Here is a 25,944-nt window from a genome sequence, read left to right as displayed (position 1 = left end):
GATTTGGTCATACCAAATCGATCGGCCAGGAGGTGCCGTGCCCACGCAGACCGAGGAGCTACGGCGCCGGATCGTTGCCGAGATCAACGCCGGGGTTCCTGGAACCAAGCTCGGCAGCGAACGCGAACTGGCCGAGCACTACCGGACCAGCAGGTCAAGCCTGCGCCAGGTACTTGCTGCGCTGGAAGAAGCCGGGCTCATCGACCGCGTGATCGGCCGCTCCGGGGGGATCTTCATCAGCCACGCCCAAGTGCAGCGCAACCTCTCCGACGTGGTCGGCGTCCCGGCGTTCCTCGCCAGCCAGGGTTACGTCGCCGGGACGCGGGTGCTGTCGACCAAGATCGCAGCGCCCGACGCCACGACCCGGCAGGCACTCGGCATCACCATCGACGACTTCGTCATCGAGATTCAGCGAGTCCGCCTCGCCGACGGGTCCCCGATCTCGCTGGAGCTGGCGCAGTTTCCGGCTGACGCCTTCCCGGGTCTGCTCGAGCAGCAACTGGGTGGCTCTCTCTACGAGATCCTGGAGACCAAATACGGGCTCGTCGCCTCCCGCGCCGACGAACACATCGAGGCGGTCAGCGCTACCCCCGAGGAGGCGAAAATCCTTGGTATCAAACCGAAATCCGCACTGCTGCTGATCACCCGGGTCACCTACGACCAGAACGACACCCCGTGCGAGTTCTCGCGTGACCTCTTCCGCGGCGACCGCACCAGGCTCGCCGTCACCGCGCAGGGCCGCGGGGTCAGCGCTCAACCGTCGGGTGCAGCGGCCTCGGTGGCGCTGCAGAGCCAAGCGGGGTGACCAGCCCACCCGGTGCAGGCAGGTTCGCGCCGAGTCCGTCGGCCGATCTGCACATCGGCAACCTCCGAACCGCTGTGCTGGCCTGGCTGTTCGCCCGCTCGACCGGTCGCCGCTTCCTGATGCGGGTCGAGGATCTCGACGACCGCACGTTCCCCGACATCGCCGAGCGCCAGCTCGCCGACCTGGCCGCCATCGGCATCACGTGGGACGGGCCTGCGAGTCGCCAGACCGAGCACGCCGAGCGCTACGACGCGGTCGTCGACACCCTGCGCGACCGTGAACTGCTCTTCGAGTGCTACTGCACCAGAAGAGATATCGCGCAGGCACCACGGGCGCCCCACGCGCCCGAAGGCGCCTATCCGGGTACCTGCCGGGACCTCGACGAATCCGCGCGCGAACGTCGCCGGGCGGAAACGGGGCGACCGCCGGCGCTGCGGCTGCGCACCACCGTCACCGAGTTCACCGTGTACGACGTCCTGCACGGCGACTACACCGGGGCCGTCGATGATTTCGTCGTGCGTCGCGGTGACGGTGTGCCCGCCTACAACCTCGCGGTGGTCGTCGACGACGCCGCGTCGGGGATCGACCAGGTGGTGCGCGGTGACGACCTGTTGTCCTCGTCGCCCCGGCAGGCTTACCTGGCCCGGCTGCTCGGCCACCAGCAACCCGTCTACGCCCACGTACCTCTGGTGCTGAACACCGACGGCGCGCGCCTGGCCAAACGGGACGGCGCGGTCACCCTCGCCGAGATCGGTGTGACGGAGGCGCTGACCCAGATCGCCGACTCACTGGGGTATCGAGGGCGCACCGTCGAAGAGATGCTCGACGAGTTCGATCCCCGGCTATTACCGCGCACACCGTGGGTATACCGCCCCGGGTGAGCAGAACTCTTGGGCGGCGCCTCAAAGATTGCTACGGTCCGCCGATGCGCTACCGACGACGAGTTCTGCCGGCGCTGATCGCGGTGCTCGCGGTTCTGCTCACGTCCTGCGGGTCGTCGGGGAACGGCGAGAACTCCGTCGAATCCAGCGGTGTGCTTCGGGTCGGGACCGAGGGCACCTACGCGCCGTTCAGCTATCACGACCCGGCCACCGGACAGCTCACCGGCTACGACGTCGACGTTGCGCGCGCGGTCGGTGAGAAGCTCGGCTTCAACGTCGAGTTCGTCGAGACCCCGTGGGATTCGATCTTTGCCGCGCTGGAGGCCAACCGCTTCGACGTCGTGGCCAACCAGGTCACGATCAGCGAGGAGCGGCAGCAGAAGTACGACCTGTCCGAGCCGTACGCCATCGGTGAGGGCGTCATCGTCACGCGTGCCGATGACGACACGATCAGGACACTGGACGATCTGCGCGGCAAGACCGCCGCACAGAGCACCACCAGCAACTGGGCGCAAGTCGCCCGCGACGCGGGAGCGCGCGTCGAATCGGTGGAAGGCCTCACCCAGGCGATGGCGCTGCTGAGCCAGGGGCGGGTCGACGTCGTGGTCAACGACAGCCTGTCGATCTACGACTATCTGGCCACCACCAACGACACGTCCGTCAAGATCGCGGGCACCACCGGCGAGAAGAGCGAGCAGGGCTTCGCAGCACGCAAGAACAGCGGTCTCCTTCCCGACCTCAACACAGCGATCGAGGAACTCAAGGCCGACGGCACGCTGGCCCAGATATCGCAGAAGTACCTCAAGACCAACGCATCCGGCGGCCAGGACGCCGCGGCACCGCAGCCGCGGTCGGCCCTGCAACTGGTCCTCGACAATCTGTGGCCGTTGGCCAAGGCCGCGCTGACGATGACGATCCCGCTGACGATCATCAGCTTTGTCATCGGTCTGGTCATCGCGTTGGGAGTGGCTCTGGCGCGGCTGTCCTCCAACGTCGTGCTCTCCAACCTCGCACGCTTCTACATCTCGCTGATCCGCGGAACCCCGCTGCTGGTGCAGTTGTTCATCGTGTTCTTCGCGCTGCCCGAGTTCGGCGTCAAGATCGATCCGTTCCCGGCGGCCGTCATCGCGTTTAGCCTCAATGTCGGCGGCTATGCGGCCGAGATCATCCGCTCGGCGATCCAGAGCATCCCGAAGGGGCAGTGGGAGGCCGCGGAGACGATCGGCCTGAACTATGTCGGCACTCTGCGAAGGATCATCCTGCCGCAGGCCACCCGGGTCGCGGTGCCGCCGCTGTCGAACACGTTGATCTCGTTGGTCAAAGATACTTCCCTCGCGTCGACCATTCTGGTCACAGAGCTTCTTCGCCAGGCGCAGATCATCGCGGCACCAACCTTCGAATTCTTCGCCCTCTACGGCACCGCCGCCGTCTACTACTGGGTGATCTGCCTGGTGCTGTCGTTCGGCCAGGCCAGATTCGAACGACGACTGGAAAGGTACGTGGCGAAATGACCGAAGGTCAGCCAGAGAACCGGATCGTCGCCCAAGACGTCCACAAGTCGTTCGGCGAGCTGCATGTCCTGCAGGGGGTTTCGTTCACGGTTGCGCGCGGGACCGCGACCGCGATCATCGGGCCGTCCGGCTCGGGCAAGACGACGCTGCTGCGGACTCTGAACGCGCTCGACGTAGCGGACTCCGGGGTGATCCGCGTCGGTGACGTCGAGATCGACTTCACCGCAACGCCATTGCGCAAAGACGACCTGCGCCACTACCGCGCGCAGAGCGGCTTCGTGTTCCAATCGCACAACCTGTTTCCGCACAAGACGGTGTTGGAGAACGTCACCGAGGGACCGGTGATCGCCCAGCGGCGCCCGAAGGACGAGGTGGACGCTGAAGCCCTCGTGCTACTGGATCAGGTCGGTTTGGCCGACAAGCGCGACCAATACCCGTTCCAGCTTTCCGGCGGCCAGCAGCAGCGCGTCGGCATCGCCCGCGCGCTGGCGCTCAGACCCAAGGTGGTGCTGTTCGACGAGCCGACGTCGGCGCTCGATCCCGAACTCGTCGGCGAGGTCCTCGCAGTGATCAGGGATCTCGCCGTCGAAGGCTGGACGCTGGTGGTCGTCACGCACGAGATCCAGTTCGCCCGACAGGTTTCCGATCAGGTGCTGTTCACCGACGGCGGGGTGATCCTGGAGCAGGGCCCGCCCGCCGCCGTCATCGGCGACCCCAGGAGGAGCGGACGCGCCAGTTCTTGCAGCGAATCCTCAACCCGCTATAGACCGATCGACGTCAGGCCGTGCCTGCCTTTCGGGCCGCGATCTTCGCGCGGACGGCGCCCATGTCGAGCCCCTTCACCCGCTTGACCAGGTCCTCCAGTGCGGCTGCAGGCATGGCGCCGGGTTGGCTGTAGACGAGAATGCCGTCGCGAAACGCCATCACCGTCGGAATCGAGTTGATCTGCAGCGCTGTGGCGAGGTCGAGTTCCTTCTCGGTGTTCACCTTGCCGTGAACGATGTCCGGGTGGGCGGCCGAGGATCTGTCGTAGACCGGACCGAACGCGCGGCATGGTCCACACCACGACGCCCAGAAGTCGACGAGAACGATGGGGTTCTCGGCGATGGTCGACTCGAAGTCGTCGAACGTGAGATTTACGGTACTCATGGCTGATGCCTTTCTGTGAGGTGTCCGCTTTCAGGCGAGGCCTTTGAGCATGAGGTTCCAGTACATGAAGGGAAGCCCGTACTTCTTGAGGTACCAGTAGCTGCGATGCGGCTTGGTCGGATCGAGCAGCGGCACCGACGGCGTGAGGTTCAGCTCATAGTCGAACTCGGCCAGCAACATCGCATGGGCGGAGGTGACGATGGGGCATGAGCCGTATCCGTCGTAGAAGGCCTTGGACGGCCTGCCCGCCAGGAAGCACTCGATGTTGTCGACCACCACCGGGGCCTGTTTGCGAATCGCAGCACCGGTTTTCGAGTTCGGCGACGAGCCGGCGTCACCGAGGCTGAATACGTTGGGATAACGGACGTGCTGCATGGTGTGCTTGTCGATCTCGACATAGCCTCCGGCGTCACCGGTGGACAGCGGGCTGGATTTGATCCAGTCCGGGGCGGATTGGCGCGGTGCGGTGTGCATCATGTCGAAGGGCAGGATGGTGTCGGTTCCCTGCTCGCCGACCCGTGTCACCGTCGCTTTGTGCGCGGCAGCGTCGATGGACGTGACCTCAGCGTTGGTATGCACCGTTATTCCGTACTCGGCGGCGACGGCGTCGAGGCTGTCGGCGATCGGGGCGATACCGAACAGGCGTGGAGTCGGAACGACCAGGTGGACGTCGATATCGTCGAGTACGCCCTGCTTTCGCCAGTAATCGCTTGCCAGATAGGCGATTTTCTGCGGCGCCCCGGCGCATTTGATCGGGCCGGAAGGCATGGTGAACACCGCAGTGCCCGACCGCAGGTCACGAATGAACTCCCACGTGCGTGGTGCGAGATCGAAGCGGTAATTCGACGAAACCCCGTTCTTGCCCAGTGTTTCCACCAGACCGTCCGTGCGATCCCAGTCCAATTGGATGCCGGGGCAGACTACGAGTACGTCGTACTCGTAGTCTGTCCCGTCGACGCAGGTGACCATGTTGGCGTCCGGATGGACCGCGGCGGCAGCATTCTTGATCCAGGTCGCCCCTTTGGGCATCACCGAGGCTTCGGACCGCACGGTGGTGGACGCCTTCGCCTGTCCGCCGCCGACCAGTGTCCACAGCGGTTGGTAGTAGTGCACATCGGACGGCTCGAGGACTGCGACGTCGGTGTGACCCCGGCGCAGCAGGCGGGCGGCCACAGAGATACCTGCCGTCCCGCCGCCGACGATGAGAATCTGGTGCTTTGCGGTTGTCATTTCTTCCCTCGCTCAGGCGTTCTGGCGAGACTCTTCCCAGGCGCCGTAACCGCCCAGGATGTCGCTGACATCGACAAAGCCGTTGCGTCGCAGCAGGCTCGCCGCCACCGAGGACCGGTAGCCGCCGGCGCAGTACACGACCGTCGGGGTGGCCGGATTCAGCTCGCCGAGCCGGCCCGGCAGTTGCCCCACCGGAATCGCGATGGCGTTGGGGATGGTGCCCGCGGCGACCTCACCCGGGTTGCGCACGTCCACGATCTGCAGGTCGGCCAGTTCTTGCGCGCGCTGGTCGAATGCTTTCGCGGTCAGACGGGAGGCAACGCCAACCTCGTCCGGGTGGTCGAGCATGGCCTCGAACGGGTGGTCCACGTAGCCGATCACCCGGTCGAATCCGATTCTCGCCAAACGGGTCTTGCCTTCCAACTCCTGACCCGGCTCGGTGAACAGGATGATGTCGGCATCTGTCGGGATCACCGATCCGGCGAACTCGGCATATCGGCCCTCGAGACCGATGTTGACGGCGCCGCGCAGGTGCCCGAGGGCGAACTCCTCGGGGTTGCGCCCGTCGACGAGGACGGCGCCGGAGTCCATCGCTTCGCGGACCTGCGGGTAGCTCATCGCGGTCGGCATTTTGGTCTCGTCCAGCAGGTCGCGGTCCTTGCGGTTGAGGATCGCGTCGTAGACGAAGTAGCCCGGCGCGGGCGGCTGCCCTTCGGTCACCAATGTCATGAAGGTGGCCTTGTCGGGGGCGCGCAGCGCATAGTTGGTCGCCTTCTGCTCCCCCATCGTCGACCAGAGGTCGGTGGACAGGTTCTTGCCGCAGGCCGATCCGGCGCCGTGCGCGGGATACACCCGGGTGGCATCGGGCAGGGTCATGAGCTTGTTGTGCAGCGAGTCATAGAGCTTGTCGGCCAGCTCTTCCCGGGTGAATCCGATCGAGGCCAGCAGGTCGGGCCTGCCGACGTCACCGATGAACAGCGCGTCGCCGGTCAGCACGCCATAGGGGATCTCGTCTCCGGGGTGCTCGTAGACCACGATGCTCAACGACTCGGGGGTGTGGCCCGGGGTGTGGAGGAACTGCAGAGTCACCTCGCCCAATGAATAGCGTTCACCGTCGGCAACACCCATCGACTCGAACTCGGTCTCGGCGACCGAGGAGTACACGATCTTGGCGCCGGTGGCCTTGGCCAGCTCCAGGTGACCGGACAGGAAGTCGGCGTGGAAGTGGGTCTCGATGACGAGTTCGATGGTGTAGCCGTATTCCTTCGCGTCGGCCAGGTACTCGGCCACGTCTCGCTGCGGATCGACAACGACTGCACGCCCGGTGGTTTCGTCGGCAATCAGATACGACGCATGGGACAGGCAGTCCAGGTAGTACTGGATGAACTTCATTTCGGCGGTCCTTTCCTTTCGGTGGCGGGTCAGGCCTTCTACTTCTACGATGCCTATACCCCCATGGGTATGTCAAGTACCCGTAGGGGTATTTAAATCCCTACTTGCTTTTACCCCCAGGGGTATATGTACCATGGTTGGCAATATACCCCCCGCGGTATCAAGCCTCGCCTCGGTGCCGCAGTACGAAAGGACGCTCGCCATGACCGCACCGACCACCATCGACTCGCAGACCCTCGACGAGATGCTCGGCTCGCAGAGACCGCCTCGGGTCCTCGACGTCCGTACACCGGGCGAGTTCGAGACCGCCCACATCGCCGGCGCCTACAACGTCCCGCTGGATCTCCTGCGCGAGCACCGCGACGAGATCATCAAACATCTCGACGAGGACGTAGTCCTCGTCTGCCGCTCCGGGCAGCGCGCCGCCCAGGCCGAGGAGACGCTGCGCAACGCCGGGCTGGCAAACGTGCACATCCTCGACGGCGGCATCACCGCATGGGAGGCCAAGGGATACGCGGTCAACCGCGGCGCTCAGCGCTGGGATCTCGAGCGTCAGGTGCGCCTTGTCGCGGGCTCGCTCGTGCTGGCCAGCATCGCGGGCAGTATCGCCGTCCCCAAGCTGAAGTGGCTGGCCGGGATGGTGGGCGGCGGGCTGACGTTCGCCGCACTGTCCAACACCTGTGCCATGGGCGCGGCGCTGTCCAAGCTGCCCTATAACCGCGGCCCTGGCTGCGATGCCCAAACCGTGGTGTCCCAGCTCGTCGGCTCCACCCCGAAAGAGAACTGATCACGATGATCGCACTCACCATCGGGCTCGCGGTCTTCGTCGGCATCGCACTCGGATTGCTCGGCGGCGGCGGCTCCATCCTCACCGTCCCGCTCCTGGCCTACGTGGCAGGCATGGACGCCAAGGCGGCGATCGCGACATCGCTTCTCGTCGTCGGCGTCACCAGCGCGATCGGTGCCGTATCCCACGCCCGGGCCGGTCGCGTGCAGTGGCGGACCGGTTTGGTCTTCGGCGCGGCCGGCATGGCCGGCGCCTATGCGGGCGGGCTGCTGGCCCGCTTCATTCCGGGCACCGTGCTGCTCATCGGGTTCGCCGTGATGATGATCGCTACCGCCGTGGCCATGCTGCGGGGACGCAGGAACGTCACGGCAGCCGCGGGCGAGCACCGGCTGCCCGTTCCGAAGATCATCGCCGAAGGGCTGGTGGTCGGGCTGGTGACCGGTCTGGTCGGCGCGGGTGGCGGCTTCCTGGTGGTTCCTGCCTTGGCGCTGCTGGGCGGCTTGCCGATGCCCGTAGCGGTCGGCACCTCGCTGATCGTCATCGCCATGAAGTCCTTCGCCGGTCTCGCCGGGTACCTGTCCAGTGTGCAGATCAACTGGCCGGTGGCCCTGGGGGTGACGGCTGCGGCCGTGGTGGGGGCCCTCATCGGGGCCCGGCTGACCGCGAGGGTCGATCCAGACTCACTGCGAAAAGCGTTCGGCTGGTTCGTCTTGCTGATGTCATCGGTCATCCTGGCCGAAGAGATCCACCTCGGCGTGGGTATCGCCGCTGCTGCGATCACCGTCGTCGCCGCTGCGGTGACCTACGTGTGCCACCGCTACGCCCACTGCCCGCTGCACCGCCTCATCCGCCCGTCGACCTCCGGCCGAGCCGCCGCATGAGCGCCGACGAGGACGCCGTGACCGCAGTGCTCAATCGGCTGCGCAGAGCGCAGGGCCAATTGAGCGGAGTGATCACGATGATCGAACAGGGCCGCGACTGTAGAGAGGTCATCACGCAGCTCGCGGCGGTGTCGAGGGCCCTCGACAAAGCCGGTTTCAAGATTGTCGCCACCGGATTGCGGGAATGCCTCACCGGCGACACCGCGCGTGGCGACGAGCCGCTGACCGAGGCCGAATTGGAGAACTTGTTTCTCGCCTTGGCGTGACGGCTCACCGAAAGGAGAACAATGATCGACGTCGGAATCATCGAAACATCGGGTCTGGGTGACCGAAGCTACGTGATCAGCGCCGAAGGAATCGCCGTCGTGATCGACCCGCAACGCGACATCGACCGAGTACTCGACCTCGCTCGCGAGCGCGACATTCAGATCACCCATGTGCTCGAAACCCATATTCACAACGATTACGTGACCGGCGGATTGGAGCTGTCCCGCGTCACAAACGCCGATTATGTGGTGCCGGCCGGCGACGACGTCGGATTCCCACGGTCCGCCGTCGATGACGGCGATGTCATCGACGCGGGGCCCTTCCGCCTGGAGGTGCTGCGTACGCCTGGGCACACCTACAACCACGTCAGCTATGTCCTTCGTGATGCTGCCGGTGCGGTGGCGGGGGTGTTCACCGGCGGGTCGATGCTGCACGGCACCACCGGTCGCACCGACCTGCTCGGTCCTGAGCACACCGTGGACCTCAGCCACTCCCAGTTCCACTCGGTGCGCCGGCTCGCGGCGGAGCTGCCCGATAGTGCGCAGGTGTATCCGACCCACGGGTTCGGCAGCTTCTGTTCGGCCACCCCCGCCAGCGGCAATGCCTCCACCATCGCCGACCAACGCCACACCAATCCAGCGCTGACCCAGGACGAGCAGAGCTATGTCGACGAGTTGATCGCCGGCCTGGGGGCCTACCCCGCCTACTACGCGCACATGGGGGTCATCAACACGCAGGGTCCACCCCCGGTGGACCTCTCGCTGCCGAAACCCGTGGACGCCGAGGAGCTTCGGCGGCGCGTGGACGCCGGAGAATGGGTGGTCGACCTGCGCCACCGAACCGCGTTCGCAGCCGGACATCTCGGCGGCACGCTCGGTTTCGAACTTTCGGACTCCTTCGTCACCTATCTCGGCTGGCTACACGCCTGGGGTTCTCCTCTCACGCTGATCAGTGACGATGTGGACCAGATCGCCGACGCCCGACGCGAACTCGTGCGTATCGGTGTGGACGAAATAGCCGGAGCAGCGGTCGGCAGTGTTCACGAGTTGGCCGGTGACGCTCCTATTCGGTCCTATCGTGTCGCGAAGTTCGCCGACCTCGCCAAGGTCCTCGGCAGCGAGGCTGGCGCACCGGCGGTACTCGATGTGCGACAACACCGCGAGTACGTCGAGGGACACATCGGCGGCGCGCTCAACGTCCCACTGCACGAACTCAGCACGCGTCTGGATGAAGTTCCCCGCGGCGAGGTCTGGGTGCACTGCGCGTCGGGGTATCGCTCCTCGATCGCCGCGTCGATGCTCGACCGACCCGGCCGGACGGTGGTCCTGGTCGACGACATGTTCGAGCAAGCGAAGAAATTGGGCATGGTTCGCTAGCGCCGTGAGAGGCTGTCCGACATGGCAACCCAGGAAGCAGACGTCCTCATTGTCGGCGCGGGACTGTCGGGGCTGATCGCCGCCCGCACGGTTCTGCAGGCGGGACTCACACCGCTGATTCTCGAAGCCGACAATCGGGTCGGCGGACGCATCCTCACCGAGGAACTGGGCGGACTGCCGATGGAACTCGGCGCGCAGTGGATCGGCGACACCCACCACCGGATGTTCGCGCTGGCCGCCGAACTCGGGGTCCAGACCTACCCGCAGTACGACGACGGCGAAACGTCCTACGAGCTCGCCGGCACAGGAGTGTTGCGTGGCAACGACTTTCACTCGCGGTTTGCCGACGAGTTGGCTGAGCTGGAGAAAGTGCTGCGACGTCTCGACGAGTTGGCCGCCGAGGTGTCACCTGCTACGCCCTGGACGGCCCCGCACGCCGCCGAATGGGACGCCATCACCGCGGGCGCGTGGTACGACGCCCAGGGTTTGTCGCCGGTGGCGCGCACACTGCTGGAGATCTGCACCGTCGGGATCCTTGCCGTCCCGACCGTCGAGGTGTCATTCCTGCATCTGCTCTTCACGATCCAGACCTGTGGCGTCACGTCGGAGCTGTTCGCGGAGTCCGAGGGCGGCGCGCAGACGACGCGGTTCGTCGGGGGTACCGCGGAGATCCCGAACCGGCTCGCCACCCTGATCTCAGACCACATCGTGTTCGAGTCCCCTGTGCAGTTGATCGAGCACGGCACCGACAGGGTCACCGTCCACTGCCGCGGGGGCCGCACCGCCACGGGCAGGCGGGTCATCGTCGCGCTGTCCCCCATGCTCGCCGGCCGCATCGGCTACGACCCGCCGCTGTCGGGCTACCGTGACCAGCTCACGCAGCGTATGCCGAACTCGGCGGCCATGAAGGCGTTCTTCATCTACGACGAACCGTTCTGGCGCGCCGACGGCCTCAACGGCCAGCTGATCTCCGACATCGGGCCCGCGCGAATGTCGAACGACACCTGCATCCTCGGCGGCGAGCACGGGGTGATCCTGCTCTTCCTGGAAGGCGAGCAGGCTCGCACCCACACCCATTGGTCGGAGGAGGAACGGCGCGCGGCGCTGACCGCCGAACTCGTACGCCACTTCGGCGACAGGGCCGCCACACCGCTGCACTACCTCGACGGCGAGTGGGGCAGCAGGCAGTGGACCCGCGGCTGCTACAACGCCAACTGCGGACCGCTGGTGTGGACGACCTACGGTCCCGCACTGGCCGAGCCGATCGGTCCCATCCATTGGGCGTCCACCGACACCGCCACCGAATGGAGTGCCTACATGGAGGGTGCCGTCGAAGCGGGTGAGCGCGCAGCCCGCGAGGTCATCGAGTCGCTGAACGCCTAGACCGCGACGCGCAAGAGTTCAGAAAGCCCTGTGCGGTGCAGCATCTCAGCCTTCAGTCGGTCCTGGACGGCGAAGCCCACGTCCGCACCGTCTTGCGACGGATCGATGTGGACGCGGAAGGGGCGCTGCCCGTGGGCGGTGTCGACGACCGCCGCCACCGCCCGCGCGACCGTCTCAGGGTCGGCATCGGCGGGCACGATCGCATCGAATGCCTCACGCACCCGGGTCGTGAAGCCCGCGTAGGGGCCGGCTTCGTACGACTGCGCCACAGCCTTGTCCGCGGGCTCCCCCGCGTGGGCGAAGTGATTTGTGCCAGAGGTGAACGCGCCGGGGACGATGATCGATGTCTCGATGCCCCACAGCGTCAGCTCCCGCGCATAGCTGACCGCCAGCGCATCCATCGCGGCCTTCGCAGCGAAGTAGGGTCCCAGGTACGGAGGCGTGCCGCCCGCCGCGGAACTGCTCGACATCCACAGCACCAGCCCGCGGCGCTGCGCACGCATCTGCGGCAGCACCGCGCGGTTGACACGGTGGGCACCGAGCACGTTGATGTCGTAGAGCGCAGCCAGTTGATCTGCGCTGAATGCCTCCGACGGTCCGTACACCATATGTCCTGCGTTGTGGAGCACCACGTCGAGACGGCCGTGCTGTGAGAGGATCTTCGCCACCGCCGTTGTGATCGAATCCTCTGTCTGGACGTCGATTTCAAGTGTGCGCAAGTCTGCGCCGTGGTCGTTTGCGTAGGCGGCGATCGCCTGAACCTGCGGTGCGTTGCGCCCCGCGATGTCGCGCATCGAGGCGTAGACGGTGTGGCCCGCGCCTGCGAGCGCCTTCGCGCACATCAGGCCGAACCCGCTGGATGCCCCGGTCACGAGGATGATCTTGTTGTCCATCGCGGCCTCACTCTCAGTTGCCATGCGGATCAGCGCTGTTCAACGTCTCGACGACCTTGTCATAGTCGCCGCGGGCTTCGCCGTAGCGCAGGAATTTCACCCGCTCGACCTGAATCTCGGTGGCCTCCGGTTCCGACTCGAGAATGCTCATGACCTCCGAGACGAAGTCGTCCAACGGCATCGCGAAGCTGCTCTCCCGCTGCCCAGGAAGCAGATCGGTGGCGACAGACGGGGGTATGAGTTCTTTGAACTCGATGTTGCTGTCGGCGAGTTGCAGTCGAATTGATTCGGTCAGCATGTGGATTGCCGCCTTCGACGCGTTGTAGCTCGGGGTCGCCTTCAACGGCGCGAAGGCGAGCCCCGACGAGACGGTGATGACGGTGGCCGACGGGCGGGCCTGCAGGTGCTCGATGAAGGCGGCGAGCAACCGGATGGGACCGAGGACGTTGGTGGAGACGACGGCTTCGGCGGACTTCAAGAAGCCCTCGGGGTGATGCCAGTCCTCCACCCTCATGATCCCGGCCATCGCGATGAGGGTGTCCAGTTCGGGATAGCGCGCGAGGACATCGGCGGCGGCTGCCCGGATGCTCGCCGGATCGGTGGTATCGATTTGCACGGTGGCGAGCTCGGGTCGGTCGGCGGCGATCTTCTCGAGGAGTTCGGTGCGCCGGCCCCCGACGACGACGGTGTTTCCCCTGTCGGCCAGCGCATGTGCCAGAGCGAGGCCGATTCCGCTGGTGGCACCTGGGATGAACACCGTGTTTCCGGAAATCTTCATGCGATGTGTCCTTTCTGAAGTGCGGTCAGCCGATACAACTCGACGCTGCCAGAAGTACGTCCATAAATGTCATGCATTTCTATGATGATCAGCATGCATGTGCTGCATACGCTTCGCGCTGACCTCAACCTGGTTCCCGCGCTGGCCGTGCTGCTCGACGAGCGGCACATTTCCCGGTCTGCGACTCGGCTGGGGTTGAGTCAGCCTGCGACCAGCCGGGCGCTGCAGCGCCTTCGAAACCTCCTCGGGGACGAGTTGCTCGTCCGGGATCGGGACGGTTACCGACTCACCGCCCGCGCCCACGCGCTGCATGCCCAGCTGGCCGAGGTGCTTCCCGCCCTCGAAGCCCTCGTGTCCCCCGATTCGTTCGATCCGGCTTCGGCGAACACTCCCGTCGACATCGCATGTACCGACTTCGCCGTCCACACCTACGGGGCCGCCATCTGTGCGCGGCTGGCGGCCGACGCGCCCGATGCGCCAATCCGGTTTCACAGCTGGCGATTCGAGACCGCCGCCGAGCAAATCCACAGCGGGAGCGTTGATCTCGGACTCTTCGGCGGGTTCATGGCTTCGGACCTCACCTCATCTGAGCTGCTGACCGAGCGGTTCGTCTGCGTCGCCGATGCTGAACACCCGACGCTGGGTAGCGATCTCGGCCTCGAGGAGTACTGCCGGCTGCGGCACCTTGTCGTGGATGTCGCAGACGGCATCCAGCCCGACGTCGATTTGCCGCTGCGCGCGCAGGGAAGGACGCGCACGGCAGCGGTCACGGTGCCGTACCACTCCGCGGTGCCGCTGATCCTGGCCGGCACCGACCTGGTGGCGACGATCCCCGCAAGTTTGGCCAGCGGCTGGACCCGCGCGTACAACATTCGAATCATCGATGCGCCGAAAGAGTTTCGACAGCTGCCGTACCGGATGATCTGGCATCCCGCCTACGACAACGACCGTCGACACAGCTGGTTGCGGTCGGCGGTGCGGGCCGCCGTGGCCGATTGCCGCGCTAGCCGGTGACGATCAACAACTCCGCCATCCCGCGCAGCGTCACGTTCTGCTTGTAGCTCGGCTCCTCGGCGAGTTCGGCATTCGGGAAGCGCGACGTCAATGCGGTCAGTGCGACGGCGGCCTCGAGACGTGCCAGCGGGGCGCCGAGGCAGAAGTGCGGCCCCTTACCGAACCCGAGATGACGGATCGTCTCACGGTCCGGATCGAATTCGTCGGGGCGTTCGACGGCGTCGGGGTCGCGGTTCGCGGCGGCCGTCAGCAGCAGCATGTTGTCGCCCTGCGGGACGGTGGTGCCCCCAATCGTGATGTCCTCGGCCGCAATTCGGCCCACCAGCTGCACCGGCGGGTCGTACCGCAACGTCTCCTCCGCCACCGCGGAGGCTCGGCCCGGATCGGCGGCCAGCGCCGACCACTGGTCGCGGTCCCGCAATAGCGCCAGGACCGCATTGGCAATCAGGTTCACTGTCGTCTCGTGGCCGGCGATGAGTAGCAGGTTGCACGTCGCGACGATCTCGTCCTCGGTTAGTTGATCGCCCGACTCCTCAACATGGATCAACCTCGACATCAGATCGTCGCCGGGGTCTTTGCGGCGCTTGGAAATCAGGTCACGCAGGTACCCACGCAGCCATAACCCCGCCTCCATGCGCTGATCGAAGTTCTCGTCGGTCGATCCCGTCACCGTCACGAACGGATCGAGGCCCTGCGCGAGCAATGCCGACGCGGCGCTGAACTGTGGCTCGTCCTCCAGCGGGACACCGAGCAGGCGGCAGATCACCGCGACCGGCAGCGGATACGCCAGCCCGGCGACGACGTCCCACACCCCGTCGACACCGGCAAGGAGCCCGTCGACCATCGCGACGATGTCGGGTTCGAGCGCTTTGACGACTTTCGGGACGAACGCCTTGCTGACCAGCCTCCGCAGCCGCGTGTGGTCCGGCGGGTCGAGGAACAGGAAACCCGGCGGCCCGAACGGGCGCGGCTGCGCGCCCTCGGCGATGGCCCGCTGGGCCGCCGTGGACTTCAGCCGGTCACTGGCCGCGGCGGGATGGCGCAACACCTCATCGCAGTGGGCGAAACTCGCGAAGACCGTCAGGTTGTTGCCCGGCAGCTGTATCGGCCCCTGGGTCCTGATCTGGCCGTAGACGTGATAGGGGTCTGCCCGAACGGCGGGATCGAGCATCTGCACGAGCAATGACTGCGGTTGGGCTGCGGCCGTCATCTCTTTATTGTGCACGCGTATAAGAAGACACTGGTGAGAAGCGCCGAACGTGGGGGTTGTGTACGCGATTCGGCCCATTCGCGTGCATGAGGCCCACGGTCGCCGCCATGCGCGGTCAGGTCTTGGCGGCGTAATAGCGCCCCAGCACGTGCTCGCGCAGCTCGTCGAAACGGCCGGCCGGGATCGCGGCCCGGATGTCGTCGAGCAAGCGGATGACGAACCGCTCGTTGTGGATCGTGCACAGCGTCGCGGCCAGCAGCTCTTTGGCCTTGAACAGGTGATGGAGGTAGGCCCGCGTGTAGTTGGCGCACGTGTAGCAGTCGCATTCCGCGTCGATCGGCGTGAAATCGCGGCGATACCGCGACCCGGTGATGTTGTAGCGGCCGTGCACCGAATACACCGCCGCGTTGCGTGCGACCCGCGACGGCGACACGCAGTCGAACGTGTCGGCGCCCGCTTCGACAGCGGCAAACAGATCGTCGGGCTCGCTGATCCCCAGCAGATGGCGCGGCTTGTCGGCGGGGAGTTCACTGGTCACCCAGCTGACGATGGTCGCGAGATTCTGCTTCTCCAACGCGCCGCCGATGCCGTACCCGTCGAACCCCCTCCCGTCCTCGTCGACGATCCCGAGCAACCCCCGGGTGGCCTGCCGGCGCAGGTCCTCGTACTGGGCGCCCTGCACCACCCCGAACAGCGCCTGCGGCGGCTTGTGTGACCGGACCTCCGAAAGCCTGCGATGCTCGGCCAGGCACCGCACCGCCCACTCGTGGGTGCGCTGCACCGAACTCTTCTGGTAGGCGCGGGTGTTGACGAGCGTGGTCAGTTCGTCGAACGCGAAGATGATGTCGGCGCCCAGCTGATGCTGGATGCCGATCGACACCTCCGGCGTGAACCGATGCGTCGACCCGTCCAGATGGGACCGGAACGTCACCCCGTCGTCGTCGACGTGGGCGAGCCGCTCCTTACCCTCGGCGATGATGTCGTCGGCCTGGACCCGTTCGGTGTCCATCGCGAGCACCTTCTTGAACCCGACGCCCAGTGACATCACCTGGAACCCGCCGCTGTCGGTAAAGGTCGGGCCCGGCCAGTTCATGAACGCGCCGAGACCTCCCGCCTCGTCGACGATATCGGGGCCCGGCTGCAGATACAGGTGGTAGGCGTTGGCCAGAACTGCTTGGGCACCAACCTGTTTCATGGTCTCGGGCAGGACGGCCTTGACGGTGGCCTGGGTGCCCACCGCGATGAAGGCGGGAGTCTGGATGTCGCCGTGCGGCGTTCGAATCGTTCCTGTGCGGCCGAGCCGTCCTGGCAAATACGCGTCAACAGTAAAAAACGGGCCGGTCACGTCGTAGATTCTGCACTGTGCGCACACCTTGGATTCCGGCCGCTTCGGTCATGGCGGCCGCGCTGGCCCTGGGCGGGTGCTCCTCGCAGCCACCCGAGTACACCCCGCAGCCCGGCACCCTTATCGCGGGCACCGCGCAGATCACCGTGAACGGCGCCGATGTGGGCACCACCAATTCGGTGCAATGCGACCCGGCGGGAACGCTGATGATGATGAAGACCGGCGACCCGGGCAACCCTGAGTCGCCGGGCGTCTCGGCCTTGATCGAAAGCCAGGACGAGCTCGTCGTGCGCGAGGTCGGCATTCTCGACCTCGGCGGCTTCACCGGCAGCTACAACGACGGGCTCGGCGGCGAAGCGACGGTGACGATGACCGGGCGCACCTACGACATCCAGGGGACCGCCGACGGTTTCGACACGGACAACCCGAGCTTTCGAACAACAGGCAACTTTCAGATCAAGATCGCCTGCTGAACGCATTTCTGTGTTCATACTTCTCGTGATGATTCGCGGTCTCGGCGAATCACACGACACAAAGGAGAACCTCGATGAACCGCAACATCCTCGTCGCAGTGGGTGGCGCAGCGATGATCATCGCAGGCCTGTCGGGCTGCGGCTCAGATAAGTCGGAGACGTCCGGGGAGACCTCCCAGGCGGCAGCCGCCGAGGGGAAGAGCACCGTCACCATCGACGGTACCGACCAGGAGGTCACGGGCACCGTCGTCTGCTCTGACATGGGCGGCAACACCAACATCGCAATCGGCGATGCGTCGACCGGCGTCGGTGCAGTCGTCACCACGGGCGATTCGCCCAGCGTCGTCTCGGTGGGCCTCGGCAATGTCAACGGCGTCACGCTCGGCTACGCCAGCGGCTCAGGACAAGGCGAAGCCAAGGTCGAGAAGGACGACAAGACCTACAAGATCTCGGGCACCGCGACGGGCGTCGACATGGCCAACCCGATGCAGCCGGTCAACAAGCCGTTCGAAATCGAAGTGACCTGCCCCTAACAGGACAACCGCTCAGAAGGGTGTATAGCCGGCGGCCGACTGCCGCAGCTGCCAGATCTGCGGGGGACAGAGTTCGTTCACGGCCTGATTGATCAGGTATCCCGCCTGGTAGTAGTCGGTGGTTCGGAAGTCGGCTTTCACCTGGTTCACCAGATCGGCGTAGCTCATCTTCGACGCGACGCGCGCGCAGATCGAGTTCCCGTACGAGATCGCGGCATCGGCATTCGGGAAGTTGTAGCCCGGACGGACATGCACGTTGACCAGATAGGCGACGACGTCGGCGTTCGATGCCGGCGCCGAGACCAGGGCGGCCGATGACAGCAGCCCGACCGACAGCACCCCCACCAGCGGCTTCATGGGTGATGAGCCTACGCCCTGCGGCGTCATGAGGTGGCAATGCGGGCAAAGCCCGCCCGCGGCCACCGTCGGGCGATTTAGGGTGTAGCCCATGAAGCTGGTGGCAGTGACGGCGATCGCCGGTGGCCTGTTCGCAATTCCGCTCATCGGTGCCGGCAGCGCTTCGGCGCTTCCGGGTGTCTGCGACGGGGCGGGGTGCGTGCCGTACGTCAACACCGAGGCGCAGCTCGGCGAGCACTGCACCCAGAACACGCGCTACAACTACGGTTTCGACGCGTCCGGCAACACTCTGGCCTGCAACTCGAAGAGCACCTGGATCTCGTCACCCCCGCTGGTGGGTGTTCGTACGTTGCGCTCACCCTGCGATTCCACCGGTGTCGCGCAGAGCCCCGACGGAGTTCCGCTCAAGTGCGACGGCGGAGCATGGTCGGCCGACTACTGGACGATGTTCTACGGCTGACGCTATCCCCGACGAAAGCCGCTGCCGCTGTAGATGAGCGGCAGCGTCGCCGTCGTCGCGAATCCCGGTGGCGCCTCGCACACCGCAGGAACGGCGTTGAGTACCTGCATCGCCGTCGCCACGTTGGCCGACCGCACATGCTCTTCCATACTGGCCTCTCGGCGTAGGCTCGCCAGTGAGAAGAAGTGCGTCTGCATTGTCGGGTCACCTTCAATGGTCAACGTCCACCCGTGTCGCGGCTTGGGCCAGTGGCTCGGGTATTCATTGCCGACCGTCCACAACGTCTCGATCTCCACGAGAGGTTTCCCGTTGCGCAGGCCTGTCCAGTTCCAGCGCTGCCCTGCCGTCGTCCCGGCCCTCAGCATGTGGTCGAAGATCTGGTGGTCCTGCTGTGCGGCAACGGCTTCGACGGTCGCGGTCACCTCGTCGAGATCGGCGTTCAAAGTGTCACCGATGAACCAGACCTGCTCGGAGAAAATCGAGCTGTTGAAAGCCAGGAACTCGGTGGCGGTCGGGCTGATCGACTCCACCGGCTCGCCGAAAGCCATGTTGTCGAAGGTGATCCCGGTGCTCTCGTATACCGACCAGTCGGCACGCTCCTGCAGGGTGATCTTCTCGATGGTGCGGCTCATGCCCGAAAGAGCCAGCGGCAGCACACCCGACAGATTGCCGGGATTCAGACCGCTTCCGTGCACGGAGGTAGCGCCCTGCTCACAGGCGGCGAGCACCCTGTCGCGGTCGGCGGCTGCCATCCGGCGGGGGTGGAACATGAAAGCCGTGGTGGCGACGTTCTTGCCGCTGGCCAATATGGCGCACACGTCGTCGATGGCAGCGGTGCGCGGGGTGTAGAGCACGCAATCGGCGTCCATCGCGAGGATCTCGTCGACGTCGGTGGTGGCGGTGACACCGGTTGGTTCGCGACCCAGGATCACCCCGATGTCGGCGCCGTGCTTGTCGTCGGAGTACACCCTGGCTCCGACCAACTCGAGGTCGTGCCGGCGATCGAGAATGGCCGTCATCATTTCCGATCCGACAGCCCCTGTGCCCCACTGAATCACCCGATACACAGGCGGACGGTAGCAGCATATGGTCACGGCCGTGACCAATCGCATCCAAGAACTGCTCGGCGTCGAATTCCCGGTCGTACAGGCCCCGATGACCTACATCGCGCGTGCGGAACTGGCCGCGGCGGTGTCCGAGGGCGGCGGACTCGGGATGCTCGAGACGTTGACCCCCGAGGGCCGGGCGGACCTGCTGCGGGTGCGCGAACTCACCGACCGTCCCGTCGCTGCGAACCTGATGATCCAGGGCTGGAAGCGGGATCCGTCGATCGTCGATGTCCTGGCTTCGGCCGGGGTACGGCACGTCTTCATCTCCGCCGGCGACCCCGCGCTGTTCACGTCGCGGTTGCACGACGCCGGCATGACGGTCGTGCACGTGGTCGGGTCACTGAAAGGTGCCCTCAAGGCGGCCGACGCGGGTGTCGACGCGCTGGTGGTCGAGGGTGTGGAGGGCGGCGGCTTCAAGTCCGCACTCGGTGCGTCGACGATGGTGCTGCTTCCGCTGGTCGCCGACCATGTGGACCTGCCGCTCATCTGCGCGGGCGGCATGTGCGACGCCCGCTCCGCCGCGGCGGCGGTGATCCTGGGTGCCGAGGGGTTGCAGATGGGTACACGCATGCTCGCCAGCGTGGAGGCCGCGGTGCACGCGAACTTCAAGAACGCGATCGTTGCTGCCGACGATGCGGGCACGCTACTGCTCGACGTACCGGGCAACCCGACGATGCGGGTGCTGCGCACGGGCCTGGCCGCCCGCATCGGCGAACACGACCCGTCCGCACAACTGCTGGGACGCATCACCGACCTGTACTTCGAGGGCGATCTCGATGCCAGCGTCGCCAACACCGGCCAGGTGTCGTCCCGGATCACCGACCTGCAGCCCGCGGCCGAGATCGTGCGTCGAACGTGGGGCGACATCCAGGCGGTGCTGGACGAGGCGCGAACACGGCTCGGTTGATCGGTCCACCAATCGGGCACACTCGTGGGCATGGACGGTGATTACGACGGCGACTACGGCGATGGCGGACCCGACGACACCCTGGGCCCGACAGAATCGCTCGACTCCGACGAGGTCCGCAACGACGACGGCGACATCGTCGTCGACCCGCCCGATCGGTGGATCGAGGCCGAGGAGCACCAGACCCTCGACGAGCAACTCGCGGCGGAGGTCCCCGACATCACGCCCGATGCAGAGCCGCTGGACGACCGACCGACGCGCCGCAATCTCGGGCAGGTCGACGGCACCCCCGAGGACGGCGAGTCCTTCTTCACGGTGGTCGACGACGACGAACGGCAGCGTGTCCCCGGCGATGACGAGGCGGACACCATCATCGAGGACTAGCGTGGCCGTATGGCCGCGAAACGGATTCTGTGCTTTGGTGATTCGCTGACATGGGGTTGGGTTCCCGTCGCCGACGGCATGCCCACCGAGCGCTATCCGCGTCAGGACCGTTGGCCGGGAGCCCTCGCCGACAAGCTGGGCTCTGACTATCTGGTGCTGGAGGAGGGCCTGTCGGCGCGCACCACCAACATCGACGACCCCGCCGACCCCCGTCTGAACGGGTCGAAGTATTTGCCTGCGAGTTTGGCCAGCCATCTACCGTTGGACCTGGTGATCCTGATGCTCGGCACCAACGACACCAAGGCGTACTTCGGGCGCACGCCTCTTGATATCGCCATCGGTATGTCGGTCCTGGTGACCCAGGTGCTCACGAGTGCCGGAGGGGTGGGCACCGCCTATCCGGCGCCGCGCGTGCTGGTGGTCGCGCCGCCGCCCCTGGTCCCGATGCCACACCCGTGGTTCCAGTTGATTTTCGAAGGCAGTCAGGAGAAGAGCGCGCGACTCGCCGAGGTGTACGCGGCGATGGCGTCGTTCGTGAAAGTGCCGTTCTTCGATGCAGGTTCGGTGATCTCGACCGATGGGGTGGACGGGCTCCATCTCACCGCGCAGGCCAACGCCACTTTGGGGCAGGCACTCGCCGAAGAGGTGACGCGAATACTCGGGGAGAGCTAGGGCAGCTACGCACGGATGACGACGGGGCCCAAGGCCTCATAGCGCCGCGCGTCGTTGGGGTTCAGTTCCGAACCCGTGACGATCGATTCGAAGTCGGACACCTTGGCGAAGCGGCAGAAGCTGCTTTCGCCGAATTTGGAGTGGGCGGCAACGAGAATGGGCCTGCGCGCCACCGCGACCGCCGTGCTCTTCACCGCGGCGACAGCAGGGTCGGGTGTCGTCAAGCCGTGCTCCAGCGAGATCCCGTTCGTGCCGAGGTAAGCCACATCGATCACCAGGCTCGCAAGCATGTCCACCGCCCAGTGATCCACCGTCGCCAACGTGCGGCCCCTCATCCGTCCACCGAGAAGGAGCACCGTCACGGTGCGGCTGTGCGCCAGCGCCTCCGCTGCCAGCAGCGACGATGTCACCACCGTGAGCTCCTCTTCGGCGAGGCGCTCGGCGATCAGCCGCGGCGTGAATCCTTCGTCCAGATAGACGGTTTCGGCACCGTGCAGCAGCTGGGCCGCCGCGCCCGCGATCCGGTGCTTCTGCGCCAGGTCCACCTGGCTTCGGTACTCGACCCCCGATTCGAAGGCCGCGGTCTCCATTGGCACCGCGCCCCCGTGCACCCGCTTGAGTAGGCGGCGGCCGGCCAGCACCTTGAGGTCTCGCCGGATCGTCTCGCTCGCGACATTCAGTTCCGTCGCGAGCGAGGCGACGTCGACGCGCCCGCGGGTGCGGGCGAATTCGACGATCCGGTTCTGACGGCTCTCGGAATCCACCGGAACAGGCTACTTTTGAGTACCCATCAAGATCGACCTGACCTCTTCTGCCGTCGTGGCCTCTCGCAGGCGGGTGACCTCGTCGGCCTTGAGGAAGACCTGCGCGATCTTGGTCAACAGCGCCATGTGGTCCTTACCCGCACCCGCGATGCCGACGACGAACTCTGCCGGCTTGCCGTTCCAGTCGACCGGCTCGGCGTAGCGGACGAACGACAGACCGGTACGCCGGATGGCGTCTTTGGCTTCGTTCGTGCCGTGCGGAATGGCCAGACCGTTGCCCATATAGGTGGAGATCGAGCTCTCGCGTTCGTGCATCGCGTCCACATAGGCGGGCTCGACGGCGCCGGCGACGACCAGCAGCTGACCTGCTTCGTTGATCGCGTCGGCCGTCGACGTCGCCGAACCGTTCATGACGATTGACGACAACGGCAGGACGTCGGCGTCGGTGTCGCTCGGAGTTTCCGCGTCTTCCTCGATCACCGCTGTCGCGACCCCGCCGCCGTTGGACGCCTTGAGCTGCTCGACGATCTCGTCGTATCGCGGGCTGCTCATGAAGTCGTCGACGGACACGTGGATCGCCGACCCCGTCTTCTGGCTCGCTCGCGCCGTCAGATCCCGGTGGGAAACCACCAGGTCGTAGGTGTCGGTGAGGTTGGAGATCGCCGAGTTGGTGACCTTGACGTCCCCGAAGCCGGCCTGCTGAATCTTCCTGCGTAGCACCGAAGCTCCCATCGCCGACGAGCCCATGCCCGCGTCGCAGGCGAACACGATCGACTTGATGGGTCCAGTTGAGCCGTCTCCTACACCGACGAGCGCCGACGCGACGCTCGACTTCTTGCCCTTCATCGACTCCATGGACGCGGTCGCGGCGGCGAGATCCGGTTCGTCGGTGGCCTTGTCCGTCTTGAGCAGGAACGCAGCCACGAGGAAGGACACCGTGGTCGCACCGAGCACCGACAACGTCACGCCGAGGAAGCTGCCACTGGCGGTCTGGGCGTAGATGGCGATGATCGACCCGGGGGCCGCGGGCGCGCGAAGACCCGAACCGAACAAGACGTTGATGAAGACGCCCGTCATGCCGCCCAGGATGGTGGCGATGATGAGTTTCGGCTTCATCAGCACATAGGGGAAGTAGATCTCGTGGATGCCGCCGAAGAACTGGATGATCGCCGCGCCGGGAGCTGACGCACGCGCGGCACCCTTGCCGAAGAACATGAACGCCAACAGGATTCCGAGGCCCGGGCCCGGGTTGGTCTCCAGCAGGAAGAGGATCGACTTGCCGGTCTCGAGTGCCTGCGTGGTGCCCAGCGGGGTCAGCACGCCGTGGTTGATGGCGTTGTTGAGGAACAGCACCTTGGCGGGCTCGATCAGGATCGAGGTGAGCGGCAGCAGATCGTTGTCGACGAGGAAGTCGACGGCGTTGCCCGCGCCGCGGGTGAACGCCGAGACGATCGGGCCGATGGCGAAGAAGCCGAAGACCGCCAGGATCATGCCCAGGATGCCCGCGGAGAAGTTGTCGATGAGCATCTCGAAGCCGGGACGGATCTTGCCTTCCCACAGCGCGTCGAGTTTCTTCATGCACCACCCGCCGAGCGGTCCCATGATCATGGCGCCCATGAACATCGGGACGTCGGCACCCGTCACCACGCCGATGGTGGCGATCGCGCCGACCACCGCGCCGCGATTACCGTGCACCATCCGTCCGCCGGTGTAACCGATGAGGATCGGCAGCAGGTAGGTGATCATCGGGCCGACGATTCCGGCACCGTCGTAGGAGCCCCAGCCACCGATCTGGGCGACCCAGCCGTCGGGGTTCTTCAGGCTCGCGAAGATGCCCTGCAACCAACCCTGTTCGATGAACAGCGCGGTGATCAGGCCCCAGGCGATGAATGCGCCGATGTTGGGCATGACCATGTTGGACAGTGCGGTGCCCAGCTTTTGCACGCGCACCCGCACCCCTGTCCGCGGTGGCGCGTCTTCGATCGTTGCTTGCGACATCAGGTCCTCCGATTGCTCATCTCAGCGGCGGGTGATAACGGTCACATCCCTCTGTAAAGCCCAGTACACCCCACAAATGGGCATGAATGCAAGCATTCGGTCAAAATCGGTCAGAATTTAGAGTGGTTTTGTGCCCGATTGGCAGATAGAGTGGTTGAAAGCACACCGATGGCGCCGTCGAGAGGACCACCCACCATGAAGGCCTTGCGCTTCTACGCCCCCGAAGACGTCCGGCTCGAAGACATCCCAGAGCCGGCCTGCGCGCCCGACGAGGTGAAGTTGCGGGTGCGCAACTGTTCGACCTGCGGCACCGACGTCAAGATCTTCTACAACGGTCACCAGAACCTGACCCCACCGCGCACCATCGGCCACGAGATCGCCGGCGAGATCGTCGAGGTAGGGAGCGACGTCAACGTGACCTACGGCAGCAACTGGCAGGTCGGCGATCGCGTGCAGGTGATCGCCGCGGTGCCGTGCGGTGAATGCCACGAGTGCCGCAAAGGCTGGATGGCGGTGTGCCAGAACCAGACCTCGATGGGCTACCAGTACGACGGCGGCTTCGCCGAGTTCATGATCGTGCCCCGACAGGTGCTCAAAGTCGATGGGCTGAACCGCATTCCGGACAATGTCGGCTTCGACGAGGCGTCCGCCGCGGAGCCGTTCGCGTGCGCCATCAACGCACAGGAACTGCTCGGAATCGAAGAGGGCGACACCGTGGTGGTGTTCGGGGCAGGCCCGATCGGCTGCATGCACATCCGCATCGCGCGTGGCGTACACAAGTGCGGACCCATCTACCTCGTCGACGTCAACGATGCACGATTGAAGATGTCGGCCGATGCCGTCAACCCCGACGGCGTCATCAACGCCGCCGAAGTGGACGTGGTCGAGAAGGTCATGGAGCTGACGGGCGGGCGCGGTGCCGACGTCGTCATCACCGCCACGGCCGCCAACGTTGCCCAGGAGCAAGCGATCTCGATGGCCGCACGCAACGGTCGCATCTCCTTCTTCGGCGGTTTGCCCAAGAACGACCCGACGATCACCTGCGATTCGAACGTCGTGCACTACCGCCAGCTGCACATCCACGGCGCCAACGGCTCTGCGCCCGAACACAACAAGCGCGCCCTGGAATACATCTCGACCGGCCAGGTGCCGGTGAAAGATCTCATCACCCGCCACATTCCGCTCGACGACGTGCTCGACGCGTTCCAGATCGTCAAGAAGGGCGAGGCGATCAAGGTGACCGTGGAGCCGGCGCCGGCCGACGTCCCCGCAGGGGTCTGACGTCTCGGGTAAACGTTTGCCGAATTTGCACGCCTCGGGATAGGCTCCCCCTCGCCGGAGACAGCGGGCACTACGTTCGCGTACCCGGCTTCGGGGGATGGGGG

Annotated in this window: 27 protein-coding genes and 1 pseudogene; 17 read left to right on the top strand and 11 right to left on the bottom strand. The window is 65.7% G+C overall.

Annotation, left to right across the window (positions count from 1 at the left end; all coding sequences use genetic code 11):
- The first annotated feature begins 37 nt into the window (after nt 1-37).
- The 4 genes and pseudogenes from AWC12_RS19820 (at nt 38) to AWC12_RS19805 (ending at nt 3,963) form a co-directional block, all read left to right on the top strand.
- Nucleotides 38-805: a GntR family transcriptional regulator gene (locus AWC12_RS19820; RefSeq protein ID WP_085176477.1), complete on the top strand. Its 768-nt coding sequence runs from the start codon at nt 38-40 to the stop codon at nt 803-805.
- Nucleotides 802-1,686: a tRNA glutamyl-Q(34) synthetase GluQRS gene (gene gluQRS, locus AWC12_RS19815; RefSeq protein ID WP_085176475.1), complete on the top strand. Its 885-nt coding sequence runs from the start codon at nt 802-804 to the stop codon at nt 1,684-1,686. The genes AWC12_RS19820 and gluQRS overlap by 4 nt, the downstream gene beginning before the upstream one ends.
- 44 nt (nt 1,687-1,730) lie before the next feature.
- On the top strand, nt 1,731-3,197 hold the full coding sequence (locus AWC12_RS19810) for an ABC transporter permease subunit (protein ID WP_085176473.1): 1,467 nt from the start codon (nt 1,731-1,733) through the stop codon (nt 3,195-3,197).
- Nucleotides 3,194-3,963: pseudogene (locus AWC12_RS19805) on the top strand (amino acid ABC transporter ATP-binding protein). Before AWC12_RS19810 ends, AWC12_RS19805 begins: the two are co-directional and overlap by 4 nt.
- An 11-nt stretch (nt 3,964-3,974) precedes the next feature.
- Here AWC12_RS19805 and AWC12_RS19800 read toward each other — a convergent pair.
- Genes AWC12_RS19800 through AWC12_RS19790 form a run of 3 tightly spaced genes read right to left on the bottom strand, consistent with a single transcriptional unit; the run spans nt 3,975 to nt 6,968 of the window.
- On the bottom strand, nt 3,975-4,346 hold the full coding sequence (locus tag AWC12_RS19800) for a thioredoxin family protein (protein WP_024447248.1): 372 nt from the start codon (nt 4,344-4,346) through the stop codon (nt 3,975-3,977).
- Between the two features lie 30 nt (nt 4,347-4,376).
- Nucleotides 4,377-5,576 (bottom strand): NAD(P)/FAD-dependent oxidoreductase, encoded by a 1,200-nt coding sequence (locus tag AWC12_RS19795; protein ID WP_024447249.1) that lies wholly within the window; start codon nt 5,574-5,576, stop codon nt 4,377-4,379.
- Between the two features lie 12 nt (nt 5,577-5,588).
- Complete coding sequence (locus tag AWC12_RS19790; RefSeq protein ID WP_024447250.1) at nt 5,589-6,968, bottom strand: MBL fold metallo-hydrolase; 1,380 nt, start codon at nt 6,966-6,968, stop codon at nt 5,589-5,591.
- Between the two features lie 202 nt (nt 6,969-7,170).
- Here AWC12_RS19790 and AWC12_RS19785 point away from each other — a divergent pair, with 202 nt between their 5' ends.
- Genes AWC12_RS19785 through AWC12_RS19765 form a run of 5 tightly spaced genes read left to right on the top strand, consistent with a single transcriptional unit; the run spans nt 7,171 to nt 11,662 of the window.
- A complete protein-coding gene (locus AWC12_RS19785; RefSeq protein ID WP_024447251.1) occupies nt 7,171-7,755 on the top strand; it encodes a rhodanese-like domain-containing protein in 585 nt (194 codons plus the stop codon).
- A 5-nt stretch (nt 7,756-7,760) separates the two neighbouring features.
- Nucleotides 7,761-8,636, top strand: coding sequence for a sulfite exporter TauE/SafE family protein (locus AWC12_RS19780; RefSeq protein WP_085176471.1), 876 nt, complete (start codon nt 7,761-7,763; stop codon nt 8,634-8,636).
- A complete protein-coding gene (locus AWC12_RS19775; RefSeq protein WP_085176469.1) occupies nt 8,633-8,902 on the top strand; it encodes a metal-sensitive transcriptional regulator in 270 nt (89 codons plus the stop codon). The genes AWC12_RS19780 and AWC12_RS19775 overlap by 4 nt, the downstream gene beginning before the upstream one ends.
- A 24-nt stretch (nt 8,903-8,926) precedes the next feature.
- Nucleotides 8,927-10,279, top strand: a complete 1,353-nt coding sequence (locus AWC12_RS19770; protein WP_085176544.1) for an MBL fold metallo-hydrolase — start codon at nt 8,927-8,929, stop codon at nt 10,277-10,279.
- Nucleotides 10,280-10,300: 21 nt separating this feature from the next.
- The gene (locus tag AWC12_RS19765; RefSeq protein ID WP_085176467.1) at nt 10,301-11,662 is read left to right on the top strand and encodes a flavin monoamine oxidase family protein; all 1,362 of its coding nucleotides are present in this window, start codon (nt 10,301-10,303) and stop codon (nt 11,660-11,662) included.
- Here AWC12_RS19765 and AWC12_RS19760 read toward each other — a convergent pair.
- Nucleotides 11,659-12,579 (bottom strand): SDR family NAD(P)-dependent oxidoreductase, encoded by a 921-nt coding sequence (locus AWC12_RS19760; protein WP_234814100.1) that lies wholly within the window; start codon nt 12,577-12,579, stop codon nt 11,659-11,661. The two genes, AWC12_RS19765 and AWC12_RS19760, sit on opposite strands and share 4 nt — an antisense overlap.
- Entirely contained in the window at nt 12,569-13,333 is a 765-nt protein-coding gene (locus tag AWC12_RS19755) for an SDR family oxidoreductase (protein ID WP_024447257.1), read from the bottom strand. Before AWC12_RS19755 ends, AWC12_RS19760 begins: the two co-directional genes overlap by 11 nt.
- Nucleotides 13,334-13,426: 93 nt before the next feature.
- Between AWC12_RS19755 and AWC12_RS19750 the strand changes: the two genes are divergently transcribed.
- Entirely contained in the window at nt 13,427-14,347 is a 921-nt protein-coding gene (locus AWC12_RS19750) for a LysR family transcriptional regulator (protein WP_165762834.1), read from the top strand.
- Here the strand turns inward: AWC12_RS19750 and AWC12_RS19745 are convergent.
- On the bottom strand, nt 14,337-15,557 hold the full coding sequence (locus AWC12_RS19745) for a cytochrome P450 (RefSeq protein ID WP_085176543.1): 1,221 nt from the start codon (nt 15,555-15,557) through the stop codon (nt 14,337-14,339). The two genes, AWC12_RS19750 and AWC12_RS19745, sit on opposite strands and share 11 nt — an antisense overlap.
- A 115-nt stretch (nt 15,558-15,672) precedes the next feature.
- The gene (gene tgt / locus AWC12_RS19740; RefSeq protein WP_085176463.1) at nt 15,673-16,902 is read right to left on the bottom strand and encodes a tRNA guanosine(34) transglycosylase Tgt; all 1,230 of its coding nucleotides are present in this window, start codon (nt 16,900-16,902) and stop codon (nt 15,673-15,675) included.
- Between the two features lie 50 nt (nt 16,903-16,952).
- On the opposite strand from tgt, the gene AWC12_RS19735 reads away from it, so the two are divergent.
- Both AWC12_RS19735 and AWC12_RS19730 read left to right on the top strand, forming a co-directional pair.
- Entirely contained in the window at nt 16,953-17,375 is a 423-nt protein-coding gene (locus AWC12_RS19735) for a lipoprotein LpqH (protein ID WP_110808694.1), read from the top strand.
- A gap of 74 nt (nt 17,376-17,449) precedes the next feature.
- On the top strand, nt 17,450-17,908 hold the full coding sequence (locus AWC12_RS19730; RefSeq protein ID WP_024447262.1) for a lipoprotein LpqH: 459 nt from the start codon (nt 17,450-17,452) through the stop codon (nt 17,906-17,908).
- A 12-nt stretch (nt 17,909-17,920) separates the two neighbouring features.
- On the opposite strand, the gene AWC12_RS19725 is transcribed toward AWC12_RS19730, so the two are convergent.
- The gene (locus tag AWC12_RS19725; RefSeq protein WP_085176459.1) at nt 17,921-18,265 is read right to left on the bottom strand and encodes a DUF732 domain-containing protein; all 345 of its coding nucleotides are present in this window, start codon (nt 18,263-18,265) and stop codon (nt 17,921-17,923) included.
- Nucleotides 18,266-18,356: 91 nt separating this feature from the next.
- On the opposite strand from AWC12_RS19725, the gene AWC12_RS19720 reads away from it, so the two are divergent.
- Nucleotides 18,357-18,725 carry a hypothetical protein gene (locus tag AWC12_RS19720; RefSeq protein WP_024447264.1) on the top strand — a complete coding sequence of 123 codons (369 nt, stop codon included), beginning with the start codon at nt 18,357-18,359 and terminating at the stop codon, nt 18,723-18,725.
- A 2-nt stretch (nt 18,726-18,727) separates the two neighbouring features.
- Here AWC12_RS19720 and AWC12_RS19715 read toward each other — a convergent pair whose 3' ends face one another.
- Nucleotides 18,728-19,747, bottom strand: a complete 1,020-nt coding sequence (locus AWC12_RS19715; RefSeq protein WP_085176541.1) for an NAD(P)H-dependent amine dehydrogenase family protein — start codon at nt 19,745-19,747, stop codon at nt 18,728-18,730.
- Between the two features lie 76 nt (nt 19,748-19,823).
- Here AWC12_RS19715 and AWC12_RS19710 point away from each other — a divergent pair, with 76 nt between their 5' ends.
- From AWC12_RS19710 to AWC12_RS19700, 3 genes are read left to right on the top strand one after another with little or no spacing between them, the layout of a single operon-like run.
- A complete protein-coding gene (locus tag AWC12_RS19710) occupies nt 19,824-20,741 on the top strand; it encodes an NAD(P)H-dependent flavin oxidoreductase (protein WP_085176539.1) in 918 nt (305 codons plus the stop codon).
- 30 nt (nt 20,742-20,771) lie between these two features.
- Complete coding sequence (locus tag AWC12_RS19705; RefSeq protein ID WP_024447266.1) at nt 20,772-21,125, top strand: hypothetical protein; 354 nt, start codon at nt 20,772-20,774, stop codon at nt 21,123-21,125.
- A 9-nt stretch (nt 21,126-21,134) separates the two neighbouring features.
- Entirely contained in the window at nt 21,135-21,797 is a 663-nt protein-coding gene (locus AWC12_RS19700) for an SGNH/GDSL hydrolase family protein (RefSeq protein ID WP_024447267.1), read from the top strand.
- Between the two features lie 5 nt (nt 21,798-21,802).
- Here the strand turns inward: AWC12_RS19700 and AWC12_RS19695 are convergent, their stop codons facing one another.
- The gene (locus tag AWC12_RS19695; protein WP_024447268.1) at nt 21,803-22,561 is read right to left on the bottom strand and encodes a DeoR/GlpR family DNA-binding transcription regulator; all 759 of its coding nucleotides are present in this window, start codon (nt 22,559-22,561) and stop codon (nt 21,803-21,805) included.
- A 9-nt stretch (nt 22,562-22,570) separates the two neighbouring features.
- Nucleotides 22,571-24,559, bottom strand: coding sequence for a PTS mannitol transporter subunit IICBA (locus tag AWC12_RS19690; protein ID WP_024447269.1), 1,989 nt, complete (start codon nt 24,557-24,559; stop codon nt 22,571-22,573).
- Nucleotides 24,560-24,754: 195 nt separating this feature from the next.
- On the opposite strand from AWC12_RS19690, the gene AWC12_RS19685 reads away from it, so the two are divergent.
- Nucleotides 24,755-25,840: a zinc-dependent dehydrogenase gene (locus AWC12_RS19685; protein WP_024447270.1), complete on the top strand. Its 1,086-nt coding sequence runs from the start codon at nt 24,755-24,757 to the stop codon at nt 25,838-25,840.
- The last annotated feature ends 104 nt before the right edge of the window (nt 25,841-25,944 follow it).

This window comes from Mycolicibacterium iranicum (assembly GCF_002101705.1).
GTDB classification, from domain to species: Bacteria; Actinomycetota; Actinomycetes; order Mycobacteriales; family Mycobacteriaceae; genus Mycobacterium; species Mycobacterium iranicum.
Note: the sequence above shows the minus strand (reverse complement) of the source record. Positions and strands in the feature narration are given on the sequence as shown.

Bases quoted from the DNA above. Each gene is read 5' to 3' on its own strand.
- AWC12_RS19765 (WP_085176467.1), top strand. From the start codon at position 10,301: ATGGCAACCCAGGAAGCAGACGTCCTCATTGTCGGCGCGGGACTGTCG.
- AWC12_RS19775 (WP_085176469.1), top strand. From the start codon at position 8,633: ATGAGCGCCGACGAGGACGCCGTGACCGCAGTGCTCAATCGGCTGCGC.
- AWC12_RS19810 (WP_085176473.1), top strand. From the start codon at position 1,731: ATGCGCTACCGACGACGAGTTCTGCCGGCGCTGATCGCGGTGCTCGCG.
- AWC12_RS19715 (WP_085176541.1), bottom strand. From the start codon at position 19,747: ATGATGACGGCCATTCTCGATCGCCGGCACGACCTCGAGTTGGTCGGA.
- AWC12_RS19755 (WP_024447257.1), bottom strand. From the start codon at position 13,333: ATGAAGATTTCCGGAAACACGGTGTTCATCCCAGGTGCCACCAGCGGA.
- AWC12_RS19730 (WP_024447262.1), top strand. From the start codon at position 17,450: ATGAACCGCAACATCCTCGTCGCAGTGGGTGGCGCAGCGATGATCATC.
- AWC12_RS19705 (WP_024447266.1), top strand. From the start codon at position 20,772: ATGGACGGTGATTACGACGGCGACTACGGCGATGGCGGACCCGACGAC.
- AWC12_RS19720 (WP_024447264.1), top strand. From the start codon at position 18,357: ATGAAGCTGGTGGCAGTGACGGCGATCGCCGGTGGCCTGTTCGCAATT.
- AWC12_RS19690 (WP_024447269.1), bottom strand. From the start codon at position 24,559: ATGTCGCAAGCAACGATCGAAGACGCGCCACCGCGGACAGGGGTGCGG.
- AWC12_RS19725 (WP_085176459.1), bottom strand. From the start codon at position 18,265: ATGAAGCCGCTGGTGGGGGTGCTGTCGGTCGGGCTGCTGTCATCGGCC.
- AWC12_RS19735 (WP_110808694.1), top strand. From the start codon at position 16,953: ATGGCGGCCGCGCTGGCCCTGGGCGGGTGCTCCTCGCAGCCACCCGAG.
- AWC12_RS19745 (WP_085176543.1), bottom strand. From the start codon at position 15,557: ATGACGGCCGCAGCCCAACCGCAGTCATTGCTCGTGCAGATGCTCGAT.
- AWC12_RS19800 (WP_024447248.1), bottom strand. From the start codon at position 4,346: ATGAGTACCGTAAATCTCACGTTCGACGACTTCGAGTCGACCATCGCC.
- AWC12_RS19780 (WP_085176471.1), top strand. From the start codon at position 7,761: ATGATCGCACTCACCATCGGGCTCGCGGTCTTCGTCGGCATCGCACTC.
- AWC12_RS19795 (WP_024447249.1), bottom strand. From the start codon at position 5,576: ATGACAACCGCAAAGCACCAGATTCTCATCGTCGGCGGCGGGACGGCA.
- AWC12_RS19750 (WP_165762834.1), top strand. From the start codon at position 13,427: ATGCATGTGCTGCATACGCTTCGCGCTGACCTCAACCTGGTTCCCGCG.
- AWC12_RS19785 (WP_024447251.1), top strand. From the start codon at position 7,171: ATGACCGCACCGACCACCATCGACTCGCAGACCCTCGACGAGATGCTC.
- AWC12_RS19790 (WP_024447250.1), bottom strand. From the start codon at position 6,968: ATGAAGTTCATCCAGTACTACCTGGACTGCCTGTCCCATGCGTCGTAT.
- AWC12_RS19685 (WP_024447270.1), top strand. From the start codon at position 24,755: ATGAAGGCCTTGCGCTTCTACGCCCCCGAAGACGTCCGGCTCGAAGAC.
- AWC12_RS19760 (WP_234814100.1), bottom strand. From the start codon at position 12,579: ATGGCAACTGAGAGTGAGGCCGCGATGGACAACAAGATCATCCTCGTG.
- AWC12_RS19700 (WP_024447267.1), top strand. From the start codon at position 21,135: ATGGCCGCGAAACGGATTCTGTGCTTTGGTGATTCGCTGACATGGGGT.